The sequence below is a fragment of the Streptomyces sp. NPDC002868 genome (genome assembly GCF_055563295.1).
Genome location: NZ_JBVHDR010000003.1, coordinates 731,157 through 750,381, shown reverse-complemented (window position 1 = coordinate 750,381; position 19,225 = coordinate 731,157). Strand labels below are relative to the sequence as shown.

The 19,225-nt window shown below is 70.6% G+C and carries 17 protein-coding genes; 14 read left to right on the top strand and 3 right to left on the bottom strand.

The window, feature by feature from the left end; all coding sequences use genetic code 11:
• Window positions 1–327 precede the first annotated feature (327 nt).
• On the top strand, window positions 328–1,077 hold the full coding sequence (locus tag ACZ3H8_RS13955) for a transposase (protein ID WP_467401254.1): 750 nt from the start codon (window positions 328–330) through the stop codon (window positions 1,075–1,077).
• Window positions 1,078–1,145: 68 nt separating this feature from the next.
• On the opposite strand, the gene ACZ3H8_RS13950 is transcribed toward ACZ3H8_RS13955, so the two are convergent.
• The gene (locus ACZ3H8_RS13950) at window positions 1,146–1,268 is read right to left on the bottom strand and encodes a hypothetical protein (RefSeq protein WP_467401252.1); all 123 of its coding nucleotides are present in this window, start codon (window positions 1,266–1,268) and stop codon (window positions 1,146–1,148) included.
• Between the two features lie 201 nt (window positions 1,269–1,469).
• Between ACZ3H8_RS13950 and ACZ3H8_RS13945 the strand changes: the two genes are divergently transcribed.
• The 3 genes from ACZ3H8_RS13945 (at window position 1,470) to ACZ3H8_RS13935 (ending at window position 4,166) form a co-directional block, all read left to right on the top strand.
• On the top strand, window positions 1,470–2,753 hold the full coding sequence (locus ACZ3H8_RS13945) for a cytochrome P450 (RefSeq protein ID WP_467401250.1): 1,284 nt from the start codon (window positions 1,470–1,472) through the stop codon (window positions 2,751–2,753).
• A gap of 151 nt (window positions 2,754–2,904) precedes the next feature.
• Window positions 2,905–3,036 (top strand): hypothetical protein, encoded by a 132-nt coding sequence (locus ACZ3H8_RS13940; protein ID WP_467401249.1) that lies wholly within the window; start codon window positions 2,905–2,907, stop codon window positions 3,034–3,036.
• Between the two features lie 539 nt (window positions 3,037–3,575).
• The gene (locus tag ACZ3H8_RS13935; protein WP_467401246.1) at window positions 3,576–4,166 is read left to right on the top strand and encodes a Crp/Fnr family transcriptional regulator; all 591 of its coding nucleotides are present in this window, start codon (window positions 3,576–3,578) and stop codon (window positions 4,164–4,166) included.
• Here ACZ3H8_RS13935 and ACZ3H8_RS13930 read toward each other — a convergent pair.
• Window positions 4,148–4,843 (bottom strand): 4'-phosphopantetheinyl transferase family protein, encoded by a 696-nt coding sequence (locus tag ACZ3H8_RS13930; protein WP_467401244.1) that lies wholly within the window; start codon window positions 4,841–4,843, stop codon window positions 4,148–4,150. The two genes, ACZ3H8_RS13935 and ACZ3H8_RS13930, sit on opposite strands and share 19 nt — an antisense overlap.
• Window positions 4,844–4,910: 67 nt before the next feature.
• The gene (locus ACZ3H8_RS13925; RefSeq protein WP_467401243.1) at window positions 4,911–6,212 is read right to left on the bottom strand and encodes a cytochrome P450 family protein; all 1,302 of its coding nucleotides are present in this window, start codon (window positions 6,210–6,212) and stop codon (window positions 4,911–4,913) included.
• A gap of 330 nt (window positions 6,213–6,542) precedes the next feature.
• Between ACZ3H8_RS13925 and ACZ3H8_RS13920 the strand changes: the two genes are divergently transcribed.
• The 10 genes from ACZ3H8_RS13920 to ACZ3H8_RS13875 all read left to right on the top strand — a co-directional run bounded on the left by ACZ3H8_RS13920 (window position 6,543) and on the right by ACZ3H8_RS13875 (window position 19,197).
• Window positions 6,543–7,301, top strand: coding sequence for a Crp/Fnr family transcriptional regulator (locus tag ACZ3H8_RS13920; RefSeq protein WP_467401240.1), 759 nt, complete (start codon window positions 6,543–6,545; stop codon window positions 7,299–7,301).
• Window positions 7,302–7,372: 71 nt separating this feature from the next.
• Entirely contained in the window at window positions 7,373–8,686 is a 1,314-nt protein-coding gene (locus tag ACZ3H8_RS13915; protein ID WP_467401238.1) for a cation:proton antiporter, read from the top strand.
• 89 nt (window positions 8,687–8,775) lie between these two features.
• On the top strand, window positions 8,776–9,675 hold the full coding sequence (locus ACZ3H8_RS13910; RefSeq protein WP_467401236.1) for a DUF6039 family protein: 900 nt from the start codon (window positions 8,776–8,778) through the stop codon (window positions 9,673–9,675).
• Window positions 9,659–10,891 (top strand): hydroxymethylglutaryl-CoA synthase family protein, encoded by a 1,233-nt coding sequence (locus ACZ3H8_RS13905; protein ID WP_467401233.1) that lies wholly within the window; start codon window positions 9,659–9,661, stop codon window positions 10,889–10,891. Before ACZ3H8_RS13910 ends, ACZ3H8_RS13905 begins: the two co-directional genes overlap by 17 nt.
• Window positions 10,892–10,895: 4 nt before the next feature.
• Entirely contained in the window at window positions 10,896–11,687 is a 792-nt protein-coding gene (locus ACZ3H8_RS13900) for an enoyl-CoA hydratase-related protein (protein ID WP_467401231.1), read from the top strand.
• The gene (fabD, locus tag ACZ3H8_RS13895; RefSeq protein ID WP_467401229.1) at window positions 11,687–14,098 is read left to right on the top strand and encodes an ACP S-malonyltransferase; all 2,412 of its coding nucleotides are present in this window, start codon (window positions 11,687–11,689) and stop codon (window positions 14,096–14,098) included. The genes ACZ3H8_RS13900 and fabD overlap by 1 nt, the downstream gene beginning before the upstream one ends.
• 103 nt (window positions 14,099–14,201) lie before the next feature.
• Window positions 14,202–15,152 (top strand): DUF6039 family protein, encoded by a 951-nt coding sequence (locus tag ACZ3H8_RS13890; protein WP_467401226.1) that lies wholly within the window; start codon window positions 14,202–14,204, stop codon window positions 15,150–15,152.
• A 60-nt stretch (window positions 15,153–15,212) separates the two neighbouring features.
• On the top strand, window positions 15,213–17,021 hold the full coding sequence (locus tag ACZ3H8_RS13885) for an amino acid adenylation domain-containing protein (RefSeq protein ID WP_467401225.1): 1,809 nt from the start codon (window positions 15,213–15,215) through the stop codon (window positions 17,019–17,021).
• A 20-nt stretch (window positions 17,022–17,041) separates the two neighbouring features.
• Window positions 17,042–17,986 carry a chlorinating enzyme gene (locus ACZ3H8_RS13880; protein ID WP_355902819.1) on the top strand — a complete coding sequence of 315 codons (945 nt, stop codon included), beginning with the start codon at window positions 17,042–17,044 and terminating at the stop codon, window positions 17,984–17,986.
• A gap of 35 nt (window positions 17,987–18,021) precedes the next feature.
• Window positions 18,022–19,197, top strand: coding sequence for an alpha/beta fold hydrolase (locus tag ACZ3H8_RS13875; RefSeq protein ID WP_467401221.1), 1,176 nt, complete (start codon window positions 18,022–18,024; stop codon window positions 19,195–19,197).
• Window positions 19,198–19,225: the final 28 nt, after the last annotated feature.

Genomic DNA, 19,225 nt, shown 5'->3' with positions numbered 1-19,225 from the left:
TCCCGAACCCCGGCTGACCAGCAGCGACAACCCACCCCTACGACCAGAAACCGCACGCCGGAGCCGTGGAACCCGGCGCCCACCCGACGCGACAGCCGGGCCACTGGCTTGCCCGCACCCCATCCAACAAGCCGAAACGGCCCACCAGATGAAGCGGCAAGCCGTCACGAAAGATCGAGGTTAATCGATGACAGGCAAGAATGACGGCACTGAGCGTTTTCAGAGTGGCCACCGGTCGGGTGACGGGGTGGCCTCCCGCAACGCACGAGGCTCCTGTGCCGTTGAGAGAGGTGTTCGAAGTCTCAACTCATCAGCGCAGGAGCCTCGTTGGTTCCCTATCCTGCCGCACTCGACCTCCCGCACGCCCTGGTCGAGTGGGTAACCATGCTCATCGTCACCCGTGAGGGTGACCGCCGCTGCAAGCTCCCGCCTCACCAGCGTGCTCTCGTCGGCCTGGTCTACCTTCGCCGGCACGACACGCTCGCGCAGATCGCCGCCGGTTTCGGTATATCCGTCGGCACTGCCCACGCCTACGTCACCGCCGTCGTCGGCTATCTGTCCCGCCGGGCGCCCGGGCTGCTGCGGGTCCTGCGGGAAACGGATCCCGATCACGTCCTGCTCGACGGAACTCTCGCCGAGTGCGACCGGGTGGGTGACAGCCGGGCCGACTTCTCCCAGAAGCACCGCCGCCACGGCGTGAACGTGCAGGTCGTTGCCGACCCTGCGGGCAAGCTGCTGTGGATCTTGCCCGCACTGCCCGGCCGCACCCATGACCTGACCGCGGCCCGCACCCACCGCATCATCCGAATCTGCGAACGCCAGGGCGTGCCCGTCCTCGCCGACCGCGCCTACATCGGGGGCGGCTCCTGGGTGACCACGCCGATCAGACGTCTTCCCCACCAGGACCTCACCGCGACCCAGCGGACCATCAACCGGGCCCTGTCAGCGGCACGAGCACCGGTCGAACGAAGCGTCGCGAGACTGAAGTCCTGGCGCGTCTTCCGCAGAGCCCGCTGCAGCCCTAACCGCATGACGGTCATCGCCGCTGCCGTCCTCACCCTGGAGCGTCAACGCTGAAAACGCTCACTGACTAGCTTTTACGGAGTCACCCTCGACTGTCCGGACCTCGCCCGCCTGGCTGAGTTCTACAGGGTGGCCCGGCGCTGCCACCGGGCGTAGGTCAGGGCGTCGGCGCCCTCGGCGTCGATCGGCACCCGGTCCGGCTGGACCTGCGGGCGCAGTCGCCGGATTCCGGTGCCACTGCTCAATTCTGAGCGCCGGGCGGCCACCGGCCCGGGCTAGCATCGCAACGCACTTGGACGACCCGCCAGTTGAGGCGAGGCGTTGGGTGAGTACCTCCTGTTCCAGTGGGAAAAGACGACGGGAGCGAGCTTATGTCGGGGGATCAGGTTGTCAGTTCTGTGCCAGTCGCGTCAGGCAGCGTTCTGCTTGCCGGGCACAGGCCGGCCGTGGCGGTCCGGAGGCTGGCCTTCTTCGAGCGGGTCCGTGCCGAGGCACCCGTGCTGCGGCTGCGCATGGGCCGCACTCCCACCTTCCTCATCAACGAACACGCCATGGCCCGCGAAATACTCGGCGACGGCGGTGACACCTTCGCCCGGGGGCGGTTCTTCAGCAAGGTGCGCCCACTGGTCGGCAACGGACTCGGCAGCTCCGACGGCGCCTTCCACCTGCGCCAGCGCCGGATGGTCCAGCAGGCGTTCACCCACGACAACCCCGGGTACGACGTGGGCGCGCTGCTGGCCGGCATCAAAGCGCAGGTCGACACCTGGCAGCCCGGTACCGTCCTGGACATGGCCCAGGAGATGGACACCCTGGCCAACGCGCTGATCAACACCGCGCTGTTCTCCTCGGACAAGGTGGCCGGCGACGCCGACACCGTCCGGGACACCATCGCCGACTTCATAGCCGGCGTCGGCATCCGTAGTGTGGTCCCCAGTGACCTGGTGGACAAGCTGCCCACCCCGGCCAACCGGCGCTTCATCCGGGCGCGGGACCGGCTCGAAGCGGCGCTGACATCGATCATCAACCGGTACCTGACCGACCCCCAGGACCACGGCGACATCCTGTCCAGCATGGTCGCCGCCCGGGACGTGGACGGCCAACCCATGAGCCCGGGCGAATTGCGCGATGAGGTGCTGTCCATGCTGATCGCCGGCGGCGACAGCTCCGGACACGCCCTGGGCTGGGCCCTCCACGAAATCGCCCAGCACCCCACGGCCGCCCAGCGGCTGCGCGAGGAGTTCGCCCAGGTGCTGGAGGGGCGGGACATCACCATGCGCGACCTGAACCGGCTGGTATACACCCGCCAGGTCATCAACGAGACCCTGCGGCTACGCAGCCCCGGCTGGATGGACATGCGGCGCACCACCCGACCCGTACAGGTCGGCGGCTTCGCATTCCCCGCCGAGGCCGAACTGCTGATCAGCATCACCGCCCTGCACCGCGACCCGGCCGTGTACTCCGATCCCACTACCTTCAACCCCGACCGGTGGTCACCAGGGCACCCCCAGCTGCCCCGCCGCGAGCTGTTCATGCCCTTCGGCGCGGGTACCCGCCTGTGCGCCGGAGAATCGATGGCCAACTTGACGATGGCCTTCGTGCTGGCCACCGTGCTGCCCCGCTTCGAACTCCGGCCGGTACCCGGCCCCCCGGTCCGGGAGGTGTGCAAGGGCATCATGAGGGCCAGCGCAGTCCCGATGACCGTGCACCCGGTACCGGAGGCCAAGGCATAACCCGTACCCCGGCGAGGAACGCCCCTGCCCGATCCGTGTTCCGGACACCGAGGCCCCCGCCGGCGCAGTGCAGGCGGCAGCACCCAGGTCCAGCCCACAGCGCTCATCGGGATGGCCTGGGACCTCGCTTGCCTTGCCCGGGCTGGAGTCGATGACGCGTGACGAGCGGGTCGTGCTCGCCCGTGGTCAAGCCGTCCGGCTCAGTGAGCCGGGGGTGGTGATCGCCCTTCGGGATGCGCAGATCGCGGCCATGGCCACGCAACTCGCCGACTGGATGGACTAGTTCGAGCGGCAGGCCCGGGAGCTGGCGAAGCTTCAGCATCTGCACTCGCGCAACAGCTCCCACTCCTCGAAGGGCGATGCCCCCGGGAGGTGCCGCCGGGTAAGGAGCGCCGGGCCGAGCCGGGCGGCCGCGGTAAGGGCAAGCAGAAGGGCGCGCCCGGGTCGGCGGGGCGTCAGGCCCATGTCGCGCAGCAGCGATCCCCCGGGCGTTGACCCTGCGGGGTCGTCCTCCCCGGTCGGGGTGCCGCCCGGGCCGAGGTCGACAGCGTGCCGGGCGGCAGTGGCTGCCGGCTGCTCCTCTTTCGGCCGGTGATCGGGCCGGGTCGGGCGGGTGGCCGGAGGCCTGCGGCGAGGTTTTTGGCCAGGGCGCAGAGGGCAACTGTAGAACGGGTTTTCGACTTCATTGTTGACCGAAACCCGGCTTGATTAATGTGCGAGGCAATCGTATGCAAGGGGGAGTATATGTTCGTCTCCACGTCCATGTCGTTATGGGAGACTCTGCGGGACAGAATGGTGGGGAGTGGGAGGTCGGCCCCGGCGGTGCGGCTGGTGCGCGGCGAGAACGTGTATTCCAGCGGGCAGTCAGACAACAGTCTGTACCTGGTCGAGGAGGGTCAGGTCAAGATTGTTTCGGGCTCTCTGGATGGTAAGCGATGTCTGCTCTCCATATGTGTGGAGGGGGAGTTCTTCGGTGAGCTGGGAATTCTTCAGGGAATGCGTGCGGAGACCGCGACGGCGATGAAGCGGAGTGTCCTGCGGAAATTGTCGGCGGCGCATGTGGCGGCGGTTCTGCAGGATCCGGAGAACGCTGAGGAGTTCGCCCTGCACTTGATCGAACAGCTGTCCGAGCAGCAGCGGTTGATCGCCAATATGGTGACCATGAACTGCGAGCAGCGGCTCGCGGTGACACTTCTCGATCTCGCTCGGAAGGTCGGCCGGCGGCAGGGGCCCGAGCTGAGAATGGAACGGCGGATAACGCACGAGGAACTCTCGGAAATGGTGGGGACCACGCGTTCCCGGGTGGGGTTCTTCCTGAAGCGGTTCTCCGACGACGGGCTGCTGGTGCACAGCGGTTCGGCCCAACTGACGGTGCACGAGACCCGGCTGGCGCGCTACGTGGCGAAGGTCTGAGTGGAGCCGGCAGGGGCGTCGCCGTGGTGGACCACCACCAGCCCGGCGGCGCCCGCGCCGCGGCGCAGGGCGAGCGCGGCGATGTGGCCGGAGCCCGGCCGCCACTGGTGAAACTGCCACTGGCCCGTGGCGTCGGCGGCCATCGTGATCGTCCCGGTGTCGGGCAGCGCGCCGAAGTCGCAGCGGCTGAATGGGTGGGCGAGGCCGAGGCCGAGGGCCTTGGTGTAGGCCTCCTTCAGGGTCCAGTACCGAAGGAGGGCGTCGGCCTGCCCGCTGGTGGGCAGCCTGGCGAGCGCGGCGGCCTCGGCGGGGGCGAGTACTCCGGGCAGTCGGCGGGTGCGGTGCGGAGCGCTCTCCTCGACGTCGATGCCGCAGTCGGTCCCGCGGGTCACCACGCAGACGGCCGCGCCGGGGGTGTGGGAGAGGTTGAACCTCAGCCCGGTCTCCGCGGTGCGGCCGGCGAGTTCCGGACGGCCGTGCCAGGTGGTGCGGAACTCCCATTGCTGCGGCGGGATTTCGGGGTGACACCGGGTCAGCGCCGAGCGCAGCAGGGCGTGCCCCACCGCGTACTGGGCGCGGTCCCGGGCGAAGCGGAAGCGGGCCAGCCGGTCGTGCTCGGCGGGCGCGAGCAGCGCCAGCCCCGCCCGGACCGCGGCGTCGCGGTCCGAGTCGGGCACGCGCGCGGTCCATACATGGGCCTCGCGCGTGCCGGGCCGGAGCCCTCGCTCTGCCATCCGGTGCGGGTCAGGCCCGCGGGCCCAACTCGACCTGCAGCTCGACCAGGCCGCGCATGATCCGGGTGGGGCGCCAGCGCAGGTCGTCCCGGGTGCCGGAGAGCGAGATGTTCGGGTAGCGGTCGACCAGTGCCGCGATCGCCTCCTGACCCTCGATCCGGGCGAGCGGGGCGCCGAGGCAGTGGTGCAGGCCGAAGCCGAAAGCCAGGTGCGGGTTGTCGGTGCGGGTGATGTCCAGCTGGTCGGGGTTCTCGAACTGCCGCTCGTCGCGGCTGGTCGAGGCGATGGAGACGGTGACCACGCTGCCGGCCGGGATCATGGTGCCGGCCACCTCGACGTCCTCGGTGGAGACCCGCATGGTGGACAGCTCCACCGGCGGGTCGTAGCGGAGGAACTCCTCCACGGCCGAGGTGACCAGGTCGGGCTTGGCCCGCAGCAGGGCGAACTGCTCCGGGTTGTCGAACAGCGTCAGGGTGCCGTTGGCGATCAGGTTGACGGTCGGTTCCTGGCCGGCGCTGAGCAGCAGCATCGCGGTGGAGACCACCTCGATCTCGGTGAGCCGGTTGCCCTCGTCGCGGGCGACGATCAAGCCGGTGATCACATCGGGCTGCTGGTCGCTGGTGTCCACGTCGGTCTCCGCGAGGTCCTTGAGTTCCTCGCGGCGGCGGGCCAGCAGCTCGGTGAAGAAGGACTGCATCGCCGCGTAGCCCTCCTGCGGGGTGAGCGCGCCGTCGACCACCGCGTCCGGGGCGGTGAGCATGGCGGTGGCCCAGATCCGGAAGTTCTCCCGGTCGGCGTTCGGCACGCCGAGGATCTCGCAGATGACAGTGGTGGCCAGCGGGTGCGCGTAGCTCTCGATCAGGTCGACGGTCTGCTGCCCGGCGAGGCCGTCGAGCAGCTGCTCGGCGATCTCCCGCACGCGCGGGCGCATCGCCTCCATCCGGCGGTTGGTGAACGCCTTGCTGATCAGCTTGCGCAGCCGGGTGTGGTCCGGTGGGTCGGTGTTGACCAGGTGGTAGAGGTAGTCGGCGCGGTTGTCACGCTCGCCCTTGACGTAGCCGGCGTCGCGCAGCTGGTCCCAGGCCAGGCCCGGGTCCTTGGCGAAGCGGGAGTCGTTCATGACGTCGCGGGCCTCGGCGTAGCGCAGCACGAGCCGGCGGTGGAGGCCGTTGGGTTCGCGGATGGTGTGGACGACGCCCTCGGCACGCATGTCGGAGTACAGCGCGTAGGGGTCGACCCGCGGTCCGGTCGGCAGGACCTTCGGGTCCTCGGAACCGGACGGTGCGCCGGGCTGTGATGACCGGTCATTCACGGGGCATCTCCGTTCCTTGGCAGGTCGGCTCGTTCCGGCGGGTACGCCCGAGCGCCCCCGAACCTAGACCGGCTGAACCGGGCATTTCTGCGCTGGATTGAGCATCGTGTGAAGTCGGCGGGGTGCCGCCACGGCCGGTTCGGCATGCCTGCGTCCAATTGGTGGCGAGGGCATTGGTGTTGGCCGGATCTTTTCCTATGCTTGCCCCCCGCACCTCGCTTATCCGTACATCGTGGCGATCTCAGACACCATTCCGACGCGTCCGCCGGGCCGGGCTGCCCGGGCGGGACGACGCGTCTGTGCCGTTTTCTAGGCGATTCGAGGTTGAAGATGAGGGCAACACTGGAGCACCACAGAACCCGTTCGACCACCACCGCGGTCCCCGTGCGGCGTGCCGCCGAGCCGGCCGACACCGACTCGGCCCGCTTCCGCACCAAGCTGCGCGCGCTGTGCGCCACGCGGCTGCACGACACCCCGACCCTGACGGTGCCCCGGCTGGGACACGTGTACATGGACGGCGGCCAGGACCGGCACATATACGTGATCGAGACCGGTCAGGTCAAAACGCTGATGATCACCGGGAGCGGCAAGCGATGTCTGCTCTCCATCTCCGGGGCGGGCGACGTCCTGGGCGAACTGGGGCTGCTCGGAAGCGAGCGCTCCGACACCGCGGTCGCGCTGGAACCGGCGACGCTGCGTCAGATCCCGTGCGACCGGTTCCTCTCGGTGCTCGCCGAGGAGGGGCTGCTGCCGGAGTACGTGCGGCACCTCGGTGAGCGGGTGATCGAACAGCAGAAGATCATCGTCGACATGGTGACGTTGGAGTGCGAGCGCCGCCTGGCGGCCCGACTACTGCTGCTCTCCCAGCAGATAGGCAAGCGCCGCGGCCGACTGGTGGTGATCCCGCCCCGGATCACCCAGGTGGAGCTCGCCGAGATGGTCGGCACCACCCGCTCCCGGGTCGGGCTGTTCCTCAAGCGCTTCCGGGAGACTGGGCTGGTCGGCATGGTGCAGGGCTCGCTGGCCGTCGACGTCCAGCGGCTCGGCGACTACATCGAGGGCCGGCTGCAGGTCGATGCTCAATTCTGAGTAGCTGGGCATTCGTCGCGATGCCAACCCTTGGGGCTCTGGAAGACCGGCCCCACGGGAGAAGATCGAACATGAGCGAGCATCAGACCCTGCTGTTCCTGATGCAATTGGCGGCCCTGCTACTTGTCGGCTCCAGCATGGGCCAACTGGCCCGCCGGGTGGGCCTGCCGGGCGTGGTGGGCGAACTGCTCAGTGGTGTGCTGCTCGGTCCGACGGTGCTCGGACACCTCTCGCCGGCGGCGTTCGCCTGGATGTGGCCGGCCGACCCGTCGCAGACCCAACTGCTGGACGCGGTCAGCATATTCGGCGTACTGCTGTTCATCGGGGTGTCCAGCGCGCACTTGGACCTGCGGATGCTGCGCCGCCGCCCCCGTACCGTGGTCTCGATCAGCACCGCGGCGCTGTTGCTGCCGCTCGGCCTGGGCGTCGCCACCGGCCTGCTGCTGCCCGGCCGGCTGCTCGGCCCGCACGCCGACCGCTCCTCGTTCGCGCTGCTGATCGGCGTGGTGATGGGCGTCAGCGCGATCCCGGTGATCGCCAAGACACTGACCGACCTGGGCATGCTGCACCGCGACGTCGGCCAGTTGACGCTGGCCGCGGCGGCCGGCGGGGACGTGGTCGCCTGGATACTGCTGTCGCTGGTCTCCACGATGACGGTGGGCGTTCTGACGGCCGGTCACATCGTCTCCAGCGTCGGGCGCCTGCTGCTGTTCCTGGCCGTGGTGATCGCCGCCCGACCGCTGCTGCGCGGGGCGCTGGGGCGGGCCGAGAAGGCCGAGGGCTCCGGGCCGGTGATCGCGATCACCGTGGTGGCGATCCTGGCCGCCGCGGCCGGCAGCCAGTCGCTGGGCCTGGAGTCGGCGCTCGGTGCGTTCGCGGTCGGCTGCCTGCTCAGCTCGCCGTCCCGGGAGACCGCGGTGCGGCTGGCCTCGCTGCGGACCGTCACGCTCTCGGTGTTCGCCCCGATCTTCCTGGCCGGGGCGGGCCTGAAGATGGACCTGACGGTGCTGGGCGACCCCCGGACGCTGGCCGCCGCCGCGGTGGTGCTGCTGCTCGCTGTCGGCGGCAAGTTCGCCGGTGCCTACCTGGGCGCCCGGTTCGGCCGCCTGACGCACTGGGAGGGCTTGGCGCTGGGCGCCGGGCTGAACGCCCGTGGCGCGGTCGAGGTGGTGGTGGCGACCATCGGCCTGCGGCTCGGTGTGCTCAGCCCGGCGATGTACTCGATCGTCGTGATGGTCGCCGTGCTCACCTCGATGATGGCCGCGCCCGCCCTGCGCTGGACCATGGCGAAGGTCGAGCACCGCTCCGAGGAGCACCTGCGGGCCGTCGAACTCGCCGCCTGGTCGGACCGCGCCTCGGTGCCGGCCGACCCTGCGCAGAATTGAGCAGCAAGAATCCGCTGCGCGCTCTTAATGTGATCCGGTTGTGTTGTAGGAGACATGGATTAATTTCCGTGGAAAAGGAGGCGGACAACGTGACGGCCGCAGTGAATTCCAGCACGCAACCCAGGATCAGGCCGGCGTTCCACCAGACCACGGTGCCGTTGGACAAACTGCTGAATTCTGCCGACGCGGGATTCCTGATCCACCGGGTCGGGCAGCTGAAGAACGAGTTCCGCGAGGAAGGCATGTCCTTCTCCGCGGACCTGGTCGACCTGATCAACAACGCCCAGGTCGGCTACGTCTCGATTTTCGCCTTCGAGGAGCTGTTCGGGACGCAGAGCCGGCTGCACTGGCTGCTGCACCTGAAGGAACCCAGCGACTACCGACGGATGCTCGACATGGTCGACCACTCGCAGAAGTGGGCCGAGGTGTCCGCCGACGACCGGCTGCCCACCAAGGGCGGCGGCAACTGGGAGCGGATGTTCGTCGAGGGCTCGATGACCGAGACGATCATCTGCCCGCAGCACGGCCTGAGCCACCACGACGAGGACGACGACCACCCGCTGGACACCTTCCAGCCGCCGGCCCGCTACCAGTCCCGGCTCGCTCCCGAGCAGTTGCTGCACTCCGTGAACACCCCGCTCACCGTGCACCGCCGTCTCCAGGTCCGGTACGCGCTGCGCGAGGAGGCCCGGAAGTTCTGGTTCGACTGGGCCGGATACGTCTCCGTGGCGATGGTCGGCCGAGCCACCGCCTTCCTCTACGAGGAGATGTGGGGCCAGCAGGACCGCCTGCACCTGCTGATCCACCTCGCCTCCCCCGATGCCTACCACGAGCTGATGGCCCTTCAGGAGAGCGACCCGGAGCTGCGCCGCCTGATGGCCTCCCAGGTCGTCGCCGACAGCAAGGGCGGCGGCGGCTGGCACCGCACGGTGCTCGACGGCACGATGACCGACACCCTCTGGGCGCCGCTGCATGGCCGTCGGAGTTGAGGCGGCCAACGCCTATGTCGGGCGGGCCGCCCTGGACGTCAGGGAGCTGTTCCACGCACGCGGACTGGACCTGGGCCGCTTCGACAACCTGATGATGGTGCAGAAGTCGGTCAACCTGCCGTGCGAGGACCCGGTCACCAACGCCGTGAACGCGGCCAAGCCGATCCTCGACCGGCTCACCGGGGAGCAGCGCGACAGCATCGAGGCGGTGATCGTCGGCACCGAGTCCGGCCTGGACTTCGGCAAACCGATCAGCACCTACGTGCACCACTACCTCGGCCTCGGCAGGCGCTGCCGCTCCTTCGAGGTCAAGCACGCCTGTTACGGCGGCACCGCGGCACTGCGCACCGCGCTCGGCCTGCTGGCGGGCAGCCCCCGCCCGCGGGCCCGTGCGCTGGTGATCGCCGCCGACGCGGGTGGCTCGGTGGTCGGCATGCCGTACTGGGAGCCGTCCCACGGCGCCGGCGCGGCTGCCCTGCTGCTCGGCCCGGAACCCGAGGTCCTCGACCTCGACCCCGGCGCGGCCGGCCTCTACAGCTACGAGGTGATGGACACCTGCCGCCCGCGCCCCGACCTGGCGGCCGGCGACTCCGACCTCTCGCTGCTGGCCTACCTGGAGTGCCTGGAGCGCTCCTTCGCCGACTACCGAGAGACGGTCGCAGGGGCCGACATCGTCGATTCCTTCGACCACCTGGCCTTCCACACCCCGTTCGGCGGGATGGTCAAGGGCGCCCATCGGCACCTGATGCGCCGGGTCAAGCGGATGTCCCCGGACGCCATCGAGGCCGACTTCCGGACCCGGATGGCCGCCTCGCTGGTCAACCCGGCCCGGATCGGCAACACCTACGCGGCCGGCCTGTTCCTCGCCCTGCTCTCGCTGATCGAGCACGGCGACTTCCGCGAGCCGCGCCGGGTCGGCCTGTTCTCCTACGGGTCGGGCTGCGCCTCGGAGTTCTACAGCGGCGTGGTCGGCACCGGGGCGCCCGCCGTGCTCGCCCAGTACCGGACCGCCGAGCGCCTGGACGCCCGGCATCGGCTCGCCGTCGCCGACCACGACCGGCTGGCGAAGCACACCGCCGAGGGGGCCCCCGGCGTGCAGGACGCGGTCCTCGACGTGTCGCGGTACGTGGACGTCTACGACCCGGCGCTGCACGGCAGGGAACTGCTGGTGCTGGACCGGATCGAGAACTTCCACCGGCGCTATCGATGGAGCTGAGCAGATGGACCTGAGCACGGGGCACCGCACGATTCGACTCTCCGGAGTGCCGGGCGTCCTCACCGTCGCCCTCGACCGCCCGGACGCGCAGAACAGCATCGACACCGCCATGATCCGGGAACTGCACGCGGCGCTCGACACGGCCGAGGCCGACCTGGACTGCCGGGTGGTGGTGCTGACCGGCGGCGACGGCGTGTTCTGCACCGGCATGGACCTGCTCGGGGCGGCCGCCGAGGGCCGCCCCGACCGGGAGCGGGCGGCGCAGGGCGGCGCCGAGTTCCTCGGCCTGTTGAAACGCCTCACCCTCACCCCCCGGGTGGTGGTCGCCACCGTCGACGGCCGGGTGGCCGGCGGCGGCGTCGGCCTGGTCGCCGCCAGCGACTTCGTGCTCGCCACGCCCCGCACCACGTTCAGCCTGCCCGAGGCGCTGTGGGGCCTGCTGCCGTGCAGCGTCGCCCCGTTCCTGATCCGGCGCACCGGCTTCCAGAAGGCGTATGCGATGAGCCTGAGCACCCTGCCGGTGACGGCCGATCAGGCACTGCTGTCCGGCCTGGTCGACCAGCTGGTCGACCCGCTCCAGCCGGCGCTGCGCAAACTCGCCTACCGGGTCATGAAGGTGGAGGGCGCCACGGTCGGCGACCTGAAGCGATACTTCGCCAAGATGTGGATCATCACGCCGGAGGTCGAGCGCACCGCGATCGACGAGTTCGCCCGGCTGATGTCCTCCGACGGCGTCGGCCGCCGGATCGCCGACTTCGCCGAACGGCAGCGCTTCCCGTGGGAGGGCGGCTCGTGATGCAGCGGACCGCATGGCTCTTTCCCGGCCAGGGCGCGCAGCGCCGCGGCATGGGTCGTGACCTGTTCGACCGCTACCCGGAGGCGATGGCCGCAGCCGACCGGATCCTCGGCTTCTCGGTGCGCGAACTCTGCCTCGACGACTCCGGCGGGCGGCTCACCGACACCCGCTACCTGCAGCCCGCGCTGTTCGTCGTCAACGAGCTGACCCGGCGCGCGTACGCGGCCCGCGAGCCCGCCCCCGACTACCTCGCCGGGCACAGCCTCGGCGAGTACAACGCGCTGCTCGCCGCCGACGCCTTCGACTTCGAAACCGGACTCGCCCTGGTGGCCCGCCGCGGCGAACTGATGGGCCGGGCCACCGGCGGCGCGATGACCGCCGTGGTCGGCCCCGGCGTCGCCCGGATCGCCGACCTGCTCGCCGAGGCCGGCGTCGACGACGTCGACCTGGCCAACCTCAACTCCGCCGAACAGGTGGTGCTCTCCGGCCCCGCCGAGTCGCTGCGCCGCGCCGCCGGGGCCGTCACCGCCGCGGGCGCGGGCCGCTGCGTCCCGCTGCGGGTCAGCGCCGCCTTCCACTCCCGTCACATGGCCGACGCCGCCCGCGAGTTCGCCGCCTTCCTGGACGGCTTCGAGTTGCGCGACCCCCGTATCCCGGTGATCGCCAACGTCACCGCCCGGCCCTACCGCCCCGGCGAGGTCGGCCGGCTGCTGGCCGCCCAGGTGCACAGCGCGGTCCGCTGGTCCGAGAGCATGCGCCATTTGCTGGCGCAGGGCGTCCACCGGGTCGCCGAACAGGGCCCGGGTCGGGTGCTGACGGGGCTGTGGGACGACGCGGCGAACGGGCCGGCGCCGGAACCGCAGGCCGCCGCGGGCAGCGCCTCGGGACCCGCAGAGGTCGGAGAGGCTGCTGACGGGGCATCCGCTGCCGGGCGGGCGGCACCTGCCGCGCCCGCTTCGGCCCCGGCCGCCGTCCTGGCGCCTTCCCCGTCCCGGGTCGGCTCGGCCGCGGGCTCGGCAACTCCTGTGTCCGAGCGTTCCGCTGACGGTATGACCACACTGACCCCGGAGCGGCTGGGCTCGGCGGCGTTCCGGGCCGACTACGGGGTGCGCTACGCGTACCTGGCCGGGTCGATGTACAAGGGCATCGCCTCCACCGAACTGGTGGCCAGGATGGCGCGGGCGGGGCTGCTCGGGTACTTCGGGACCGGCGGACTGCGCACCGAGCGGATCGAGGCGGCGATCGCCACGCTCCGCGGCGAGCTGGGCCCGGACGGCAGCTTCGGGATGAACCTGCTGCACGCGCTGCACGACCCGGAGCTGGAGGAGTCCACCGTGCGGCTGTTCCTGCGGCACGGGGTGCGGTTCGTCGAGGCGTCGGGGTTCACCCGGCCGACCCGGGCTCTGGTGCTGTACCGGCTGAGCCGGGCGCACCGGGACGGCGCGGGCCGGGCCGTGGCGCCGAACCGGCTGCTGGCCAAGGTGTCCCGGCCGGAGGTGGCGACGGCGTTCATGGAGCCCGCGCCGGAGGCGCTGGTGCGGTCGCTGCTCGCCGACGGGCTGCTGAGCGCCGCGGAGGCCGAGGCGGGCCGCGCGCTGCCGCTGGCGGGGGAGGTGTGCGCGGAGGCTGACTCGGGCGGGCACACCGACGCCGCGGTGGCGTACACCCTGATGCCCGCGATGACGGGCCTGCGGGACCGGATCGTGGCCGAGCGCGGCTACCCCGACGGCATCCGGATCGGCGCGGCGGGCGGCCTCGGCGCGCCGGAGGGCCTGGCGGCGGCGTTCGTGCTGGGCGCGGACTTCGTGGTCACCGGCTCGGTCAACCAGTGCACCCCGCAGGCCGGGACGTCCGACACGGTGAAGGACCTGCTGGCGCAGGCCGACGTTCAGGACACCGGGTACGCGCCGGCCGGTGACATGTTCGAGATCGGGGCGCGGGTGCAGGTGCTGTGGCGCGGCACGCTGTTCGCGGCACGCGCCAACAAGCTGTACCAGGTGTACCGGCAGTACGACGGCCTGGAGTCGATCGACGCCAAGCTGCGGCGGACGATCGAGGAGGGCTGGTTCCGCCGCGACCTCGAGCAGGTCTGGAAGGAGACCCGCGAGTACTACCTGCGGGTCGGCCGTCCGCAGGAGGTCGAGCGGGCCGAGCAGGACCCCAAGCACCGGATGGCGCTGGTGTTCCGCTGGTACTTCGTGCACAGCACCCGGATGGCGATGCGCGGCGACCCGGCCGAGCGCGTCAACTACCAGATTCACACCGGCCCGGCGATCGGTGCGTTCAACCGCTTCGCCGCCGGGACCGCGCTCGCCGACTGGCGCAACCGCCATGTCGACGCCGTCGCCGAGGCATTGATGGCCGGCGCGGCCCAGGTCCTCCGAGACCGTTTCTCCTCACTGGGCCGATAAATTGCCCGGCCTGCTCAATAGTGAGCTGCGCAGTTCTCCGGAGAAATGACCTAATTGTGCTGCGGGAAGAAGAAATTCGAACCATTCGCCAAGGAGTTTTTTCATGACCGAGAAGGCCGATTCCGAATTCTCCACCCCGGTCGCGCAGCAGCAGACGTCCCTTCCGGTCACGGATATCCTGCACTCGGCGAACGCCGGTGTCGTGGTCGAGCGCGTCGGGCAGCTGCGGGCCGAATTCCGCTCGGAGGGCAGGCAGTTCGCCCGTGACCTGTCCGAGTACCTGAACACCCAATACGTCGGCGTGGCGACCACCTTCGTCTACGAGGAGACCTTCGGGACCAAGGACACCCTGCACTGGCTTCTGCACATGCGCTCCCTGGAGGCGTACGAGACCCTCGTCAGGATGGGTTCCCAGGACGAGGGCTGGCGCGAGGTGATGTTCCGCAACCGCATCCCGGAGGAGCGCGGCGGAGGTTCCTGGGACCGGATGTTCCTGGACGGCGGCCTGAAGGAGACGGTGCTGATCCCGCAGAGCTTCGGGATGTACGGCACGGCCGACACCGAGCTGTCCTCGGTGGTCGACGACGGTGGCGTGGACCGCTTCGTGGTGCCGACCGCGGAGCATCAGACCTCGCAAAAGCCCGATGAGCTGCTGCACTCCGCGAACTCCGGCATCATCATGCACCGCACCGGCGAGCTGAAGTACGAGTTCCGGGCCGAGGGACGGGAGTTCGCCCGCGCGCTGACCGAGAGCTGGAACGCCTCGCTGGGCGGCGAGGCGACCATCTTCCTCTACGAGGAGGCGTTCGGCCTGTCCGACCGGATCCACTGGTTCATCCACCTGCGGAAGCTGACCTCCTACTACAACCTGATGGGCCTTCGGGCGCGCACCATGCCGGCCGCGCGCGAGGTGTTCACCAAGCAGTGGATCCCGGCGGAGAAGGGCGGCGGTGGCTGGGAGCGGATGTTCGTCCAGAGCAGCTTGCAGGACCTGGCCCTGACCCCGCAGCACTGGGGCATGTACGCCACCAAGATCGCCGCCGCCCAGGACTGACCGTCCCCGCGGGCTTTCGGCCGCCCGCCCCGCGAACCCGTACCGGATGGGAGATCCGCCATGGTTTCCGGCAAGACGCTGCACCAACTCTTCGAAGTCCAGGCCGCCAGGACGCCGGACCGCGTGGCGGTGAGCGGGGCGGACCGCGCCCTCACCTATCGCGAGCTGAACGCCGAGGCCGACGCGGTGGCCGCCCGGCTGCGGGCGGGCGGCGCCGGCCCCGACCGGCTGATCGGCCTGTGCGTCGACCGCAGTGCCGACCTGGTGGTCGGCCTGCTCGGCATTCTCAAGGCGGGGGCCGCGTACGTGCCCGTCGACCCGGCCTACCCTGCCGACCGGGTCGCCTTCCTGCTCGACGACAGCCAGGTCTCCGCGGTGGTCTCGGTGTCCCGGGTCGCCGAGCGCCTCACGGACTGCGCGGCCCCGGTGGTCTGGCTCGACCGCGACACCGAGGTGCCGGCCGCGCCGACCGCGCCCGCCGCGGTCGAGGAGTCCCGGGAGAGCGACCTCGCGTACGTCATCTACACCTCCGGGTCGACCGGCGTTCCGAAGGGCGTGCTGGTCGAACACCGCAACGTGACCCGGCTGTTCGAGCAGACCGCCGAGCTGGTCGGCTACCGCGCTGACGACGTGTGGACGCTGTTCCACTCGATCAGCTTCGACTTCTCGGTCTGGGAGCTGTGGGGCGCGCTGCTGCACGGCGGCCGCCTGGTGGTGGCCGGCACCGAGACCGTCCGCTCCCCGGAGCTGCTCCACAAGCTGCTCGCGGACGAGGGCGTCACGGTGCTCAACCAGACCCCGTCCGCCTTCCGCCGCCTGGTGGGCGCCTCCACCGCGACGCTGCCCGCGCTGCGCCTGGTGGTGTTCGGCGGCGAGCGCCTGGACGTGAAGCTGCTGGAGCCCTGGTTCGCCCGCTACGGCGACGACCGGCCCGCCCTGGTCAACATGTACGGCATCACCGAGACCACGGTCCATGTGACGGCCCGTGCGATCACCCGGGCCGACCTCGACGAGCCCGGTGTCAGCCCGATCGGCCGCCCGCTGCCCGAGGTCACCTTGCACCTGCTCGACGAGGACGGCAGCCCGGTCGCCGACGGCACCCCCGGTGAGCTGTACGTCGGCGGTACCGGCGTGGCCCGCGGCTACCACCGCCGCCCCGAGCTGACCGCCGAGCGCTTCCGCACCGTCGGCACCGGCGCGGACGCGGTGCGCCTGTACCGCTCGGGCGACCGCGCGGTGCGCACCGCCGACGGCGAGTACCTGTACGTCGGCCGGGCCGACGACCAGATCAAGATCCGCGGTTTCCGGATCGAGCCCGGCGAGATCGAGGCGCTGCTCGCCGACGACCCGCGGCTGGCCTCGGCGATCGTCGTCCCGCAGGACCACGGCGAGGGCGACGTCCGCCTGACGGCCTACCTGGTGCCGCCGCCCGACGCCGAGATCGACGACGAGGCGCTCGGCCGGCTGGTCGCCGAGGTGTCCGCCCGGGCCGCGAACACGCTGCCCGAGCACATGCGGCCCTCCGCGTACCGGCTGATCACCGAGGTGCCGACCACCGCGCAGGGCAAGGTCGACCGCTCGGCCCTGCCCACCCTGCGGCACCGGCAGGCCCCGGCCGGCCCGGCGGGCGGCGGCGCGGAACTGACGCCCACGCAGCAGCAGGTCGACGCGATCGTCACCGAGGTGCTGGCCCGGCCGGGCATCGGCCTCGACGACGACCTGTTCGAGCACGGCGCCACCTCGCTGGCGTTCATGCGGGTGATCGCCTCCGTCAACCGGCGCTGGAAGCTGTCGCTGACCGGCGCGGAACTCGACGCGGCGACCGTCCGCCACCTGTCCGCCTGCGTGGACGCGCAGGACCCGAAGTGAATGAAGAGAGGAGCACCACCGTGCCCGAGGTGACCGGCGGTTTCACGCTGACGCCCGAGGAGCGTGCGAGCTTCCACGAGCGCGGCTACTTCGGCCCGTTCAAGGTGTACGAGATCGAGGAGATGCAGCGCCGCTGGCGGGTCGAGCGGCTGAGGCTGATGGACCGCAGCAACGCGGTCTACCAGGACGAGGCGGCGCAGTCCGGCAACACCAACATCTCCAACTACGACCGGCACCTGGACTCGCAGTTCCTCGCGGACCACATCTGCCGGCCGGAGATCGTCGGCCGGGTGGCCGGCGTGCTCGGGCCCGACGTGCTGTGCTGGCGCAGCGAGTTCTTCCCGAAGTACCCGGGCGACGAGGGCACCGACTGGCACCAGGCCGACACCTTCGCCAACGCCTCCGGCGAGCCGCAGATCCTGTGGCCCGACGAGCACAAGGACTTCGGCGGCACCATCACCGTGTGGACGGCGTTCACCGAGGCGAACGAGGACAACGGCTGCCTGCAGTTCATCCCCGGCACCCACACCCGGATGAACTACGACGAGACCAAGAAGATGCACTACACCCCGGACTCCATCAACCAGGTGGACAAGGGCGGCATCCGCCGTGGCTTCTTCGGCTACGACTACCGCGAGCTGCAGGTCGACCCCGACTTCAAGCCCGACGAGTCGCAGGCGGTGTCGATGGTGATGCGCCCGGGCGAGGCGATCATGTTCTGGTCGACCCTGATGCACGCCTCCTGGCCGCACAGCGGCAAGACCGACGAGATGCGCCTGGGCTTCGCCGGCCGGTACGTGCCGACCTCGGTGCGGGTCTACCCCGACACCGAGCAGATCGAGGAGTACGGCGGCACCGTCTCGCTGGAGCGCTACGGCGCCGTCCTGGTCGGCGGCGAGAACCGGTACGACCACAACCGGATGGTTACGCGGACCACCCTCGGCCACCCGTTCACCACCCGCTGACACCGACCGACATCGACCGGAAGGCGTTCGAGCCGATGACCGAGCACCAGGCCCGGGCCGCCGCGGCCGCACTCGCCGAGGCGGTGCACGGCTTGCGGGTGCTGGCCCTGCGCCTCGACCCGCCCGCCCGGGTGGCCGCTCCCGCCGACCCGCGCGCCCAGCTGCTGGTCGCGCTGGCCGAGCGGCTCGGCGTCCCGCTGGCCCTCGGGCCGGCCGCCCCGGACGGTGAGAGCGGCGTCTTCGAACAGATCATCGGCGAACGGCTCGGGCCGGCCCTCGGCCGGCCCGAGCTGGACGACCTCCCGAAGGACCCGGCCGAGATCACCGGGATCGCCGACCGGGTGGCCGCCGCCTCCTTCGACAGGTTCCGCACCGCCGCCGACGCCGTCGCCCCCGACGGCGCCCGTATACCCGTCTACACGGCCGGCGACCCGGCCGCGCCCGCGGTCCTGATCGCCTCCGCCTGCGGAATGCCAGCCGAACTGTGCCGCGGCTGGCTGGAATTGCTCGGCGGCGAATACCGGGTCGTCACCTGGGAGACCCGCGGCCTTTTCGCCGACGAACCCGACTTCGACGCACTCGCATGGGACACGGAGGCGCAGGCCGAGGACGTCTTCGCGGTCATGGACCACCTCGGCATCCACACCGCCCACCTGCTGGGGTTCTGTGGCGGCAGCGTGATCGCGCTCGCCGCGGCCCGCCGCAGCCCGGAGCGGATCCACTCGCTCAGCCTCTGGCACGGCGCGTACGAACTCGGCCCGGACTCACCGAAGTTGGACCACCATCGGAACATCCAGGCGCTGATGGCCATGGCCGCAGAGGACCGCGACACCGCCGCCGCCGTGCACGCGGTGTTCCTCGGCACCATGCTCGGCGGCACCCCGCCGGACCTGGCCCACCTGGTGCTCTACCCGTTCGCCACCGCCGAACTCTTCTACCGCTACTGCCGGTTGAACGGCGCGATCACCGACATCGACGTCAACCCGCTGCTGGTCGGCGTCGACCACCCCACGCTGGTGGTCACCAGCGAGGACGACAGCACGGCCAATCCGCTCGGATCGGCCGAGGTGGCCCGGCGGCTGCCCAACGCGACGCTCAGCGTCGAGCCCACCGGCGATCACATCTCACTCTTCAAGTTGGGCGGCCGACTGGGCGAACTCGCGCTGGGCTTTCTGCGCGAGCACCCCGGCGGCCAGGCCGCCCCGCGCTGAGACGGGACTCACGTGGAAACGAGCAACG

Bases quoted from the DNA above. Each gene is read 5' to 3' on its own strand.
- ACZ3H8_RS13900 (WP_467401231.1), top strand. From the start codon at position 10,896: ATGGACCTGAGCACGGGGCACCGCACGATTCGACTCTCCGGAGTGCCG.
- ACZ3H8_RS13885 (WP_467401225.1), top strand. From the start codon at position 15,213: ATGGTTTCCGGCAAGACGCTGCACCAACTCTTCGAAGTCCAGGCCGCC.
- ACZ3H8_RS13940 (WP_467401249.1), top strand. From the start codon at position 2,905: ATGACGCGTGACGAGCGGGTCGTGCTCGCCCGTGGTCAAGCCGTCCGG.
- ACZ3H8_RS13920 (WP_467401240.1), top strand. From the start codon at position 6,543: ATGAGGGCAACACTGGAGCACCACAGAACCCGTTCGACCACCACCGCG.
- ACZ3H8_RS13915 (WP_467401238.1), top strand. From the start codon at position 7,373: ATGAGCGAGCATCAGACCCTGCTGTTCCTGATGCAATTGGCGGCCCTG.
- ACZ3H8_RS13875 (WP_467401221.1), top strand. From the start codon at position 18,022: ATGACCGAGCACCAGGCCCGGGCCGCCGCGGCCGCACTCGCCGAGGCG.
- ACZ3H8_RS13890 (WP_467401226.1), top strand. From the start codon at position 14,202: ATGACCGAGAAGGCCGATTCCGAATTCTCCACCCCGGTCGCGCAGCAG.
- ACZ3H8_RS13905 (WP_467401233.1), top strand. From the start codon at position 9,659: ATGGCCGTCGGAGTTGAGGCGGCCAACGCCTATGTCGGGCGGGCCGCC.
- fabD (WP_467401229.1), top strand. From the start codon at position 11,687: ATGCAGCGGACCGCATGGCTCTTTCCCGGCCAGGGCGCGCAGCGCCGC.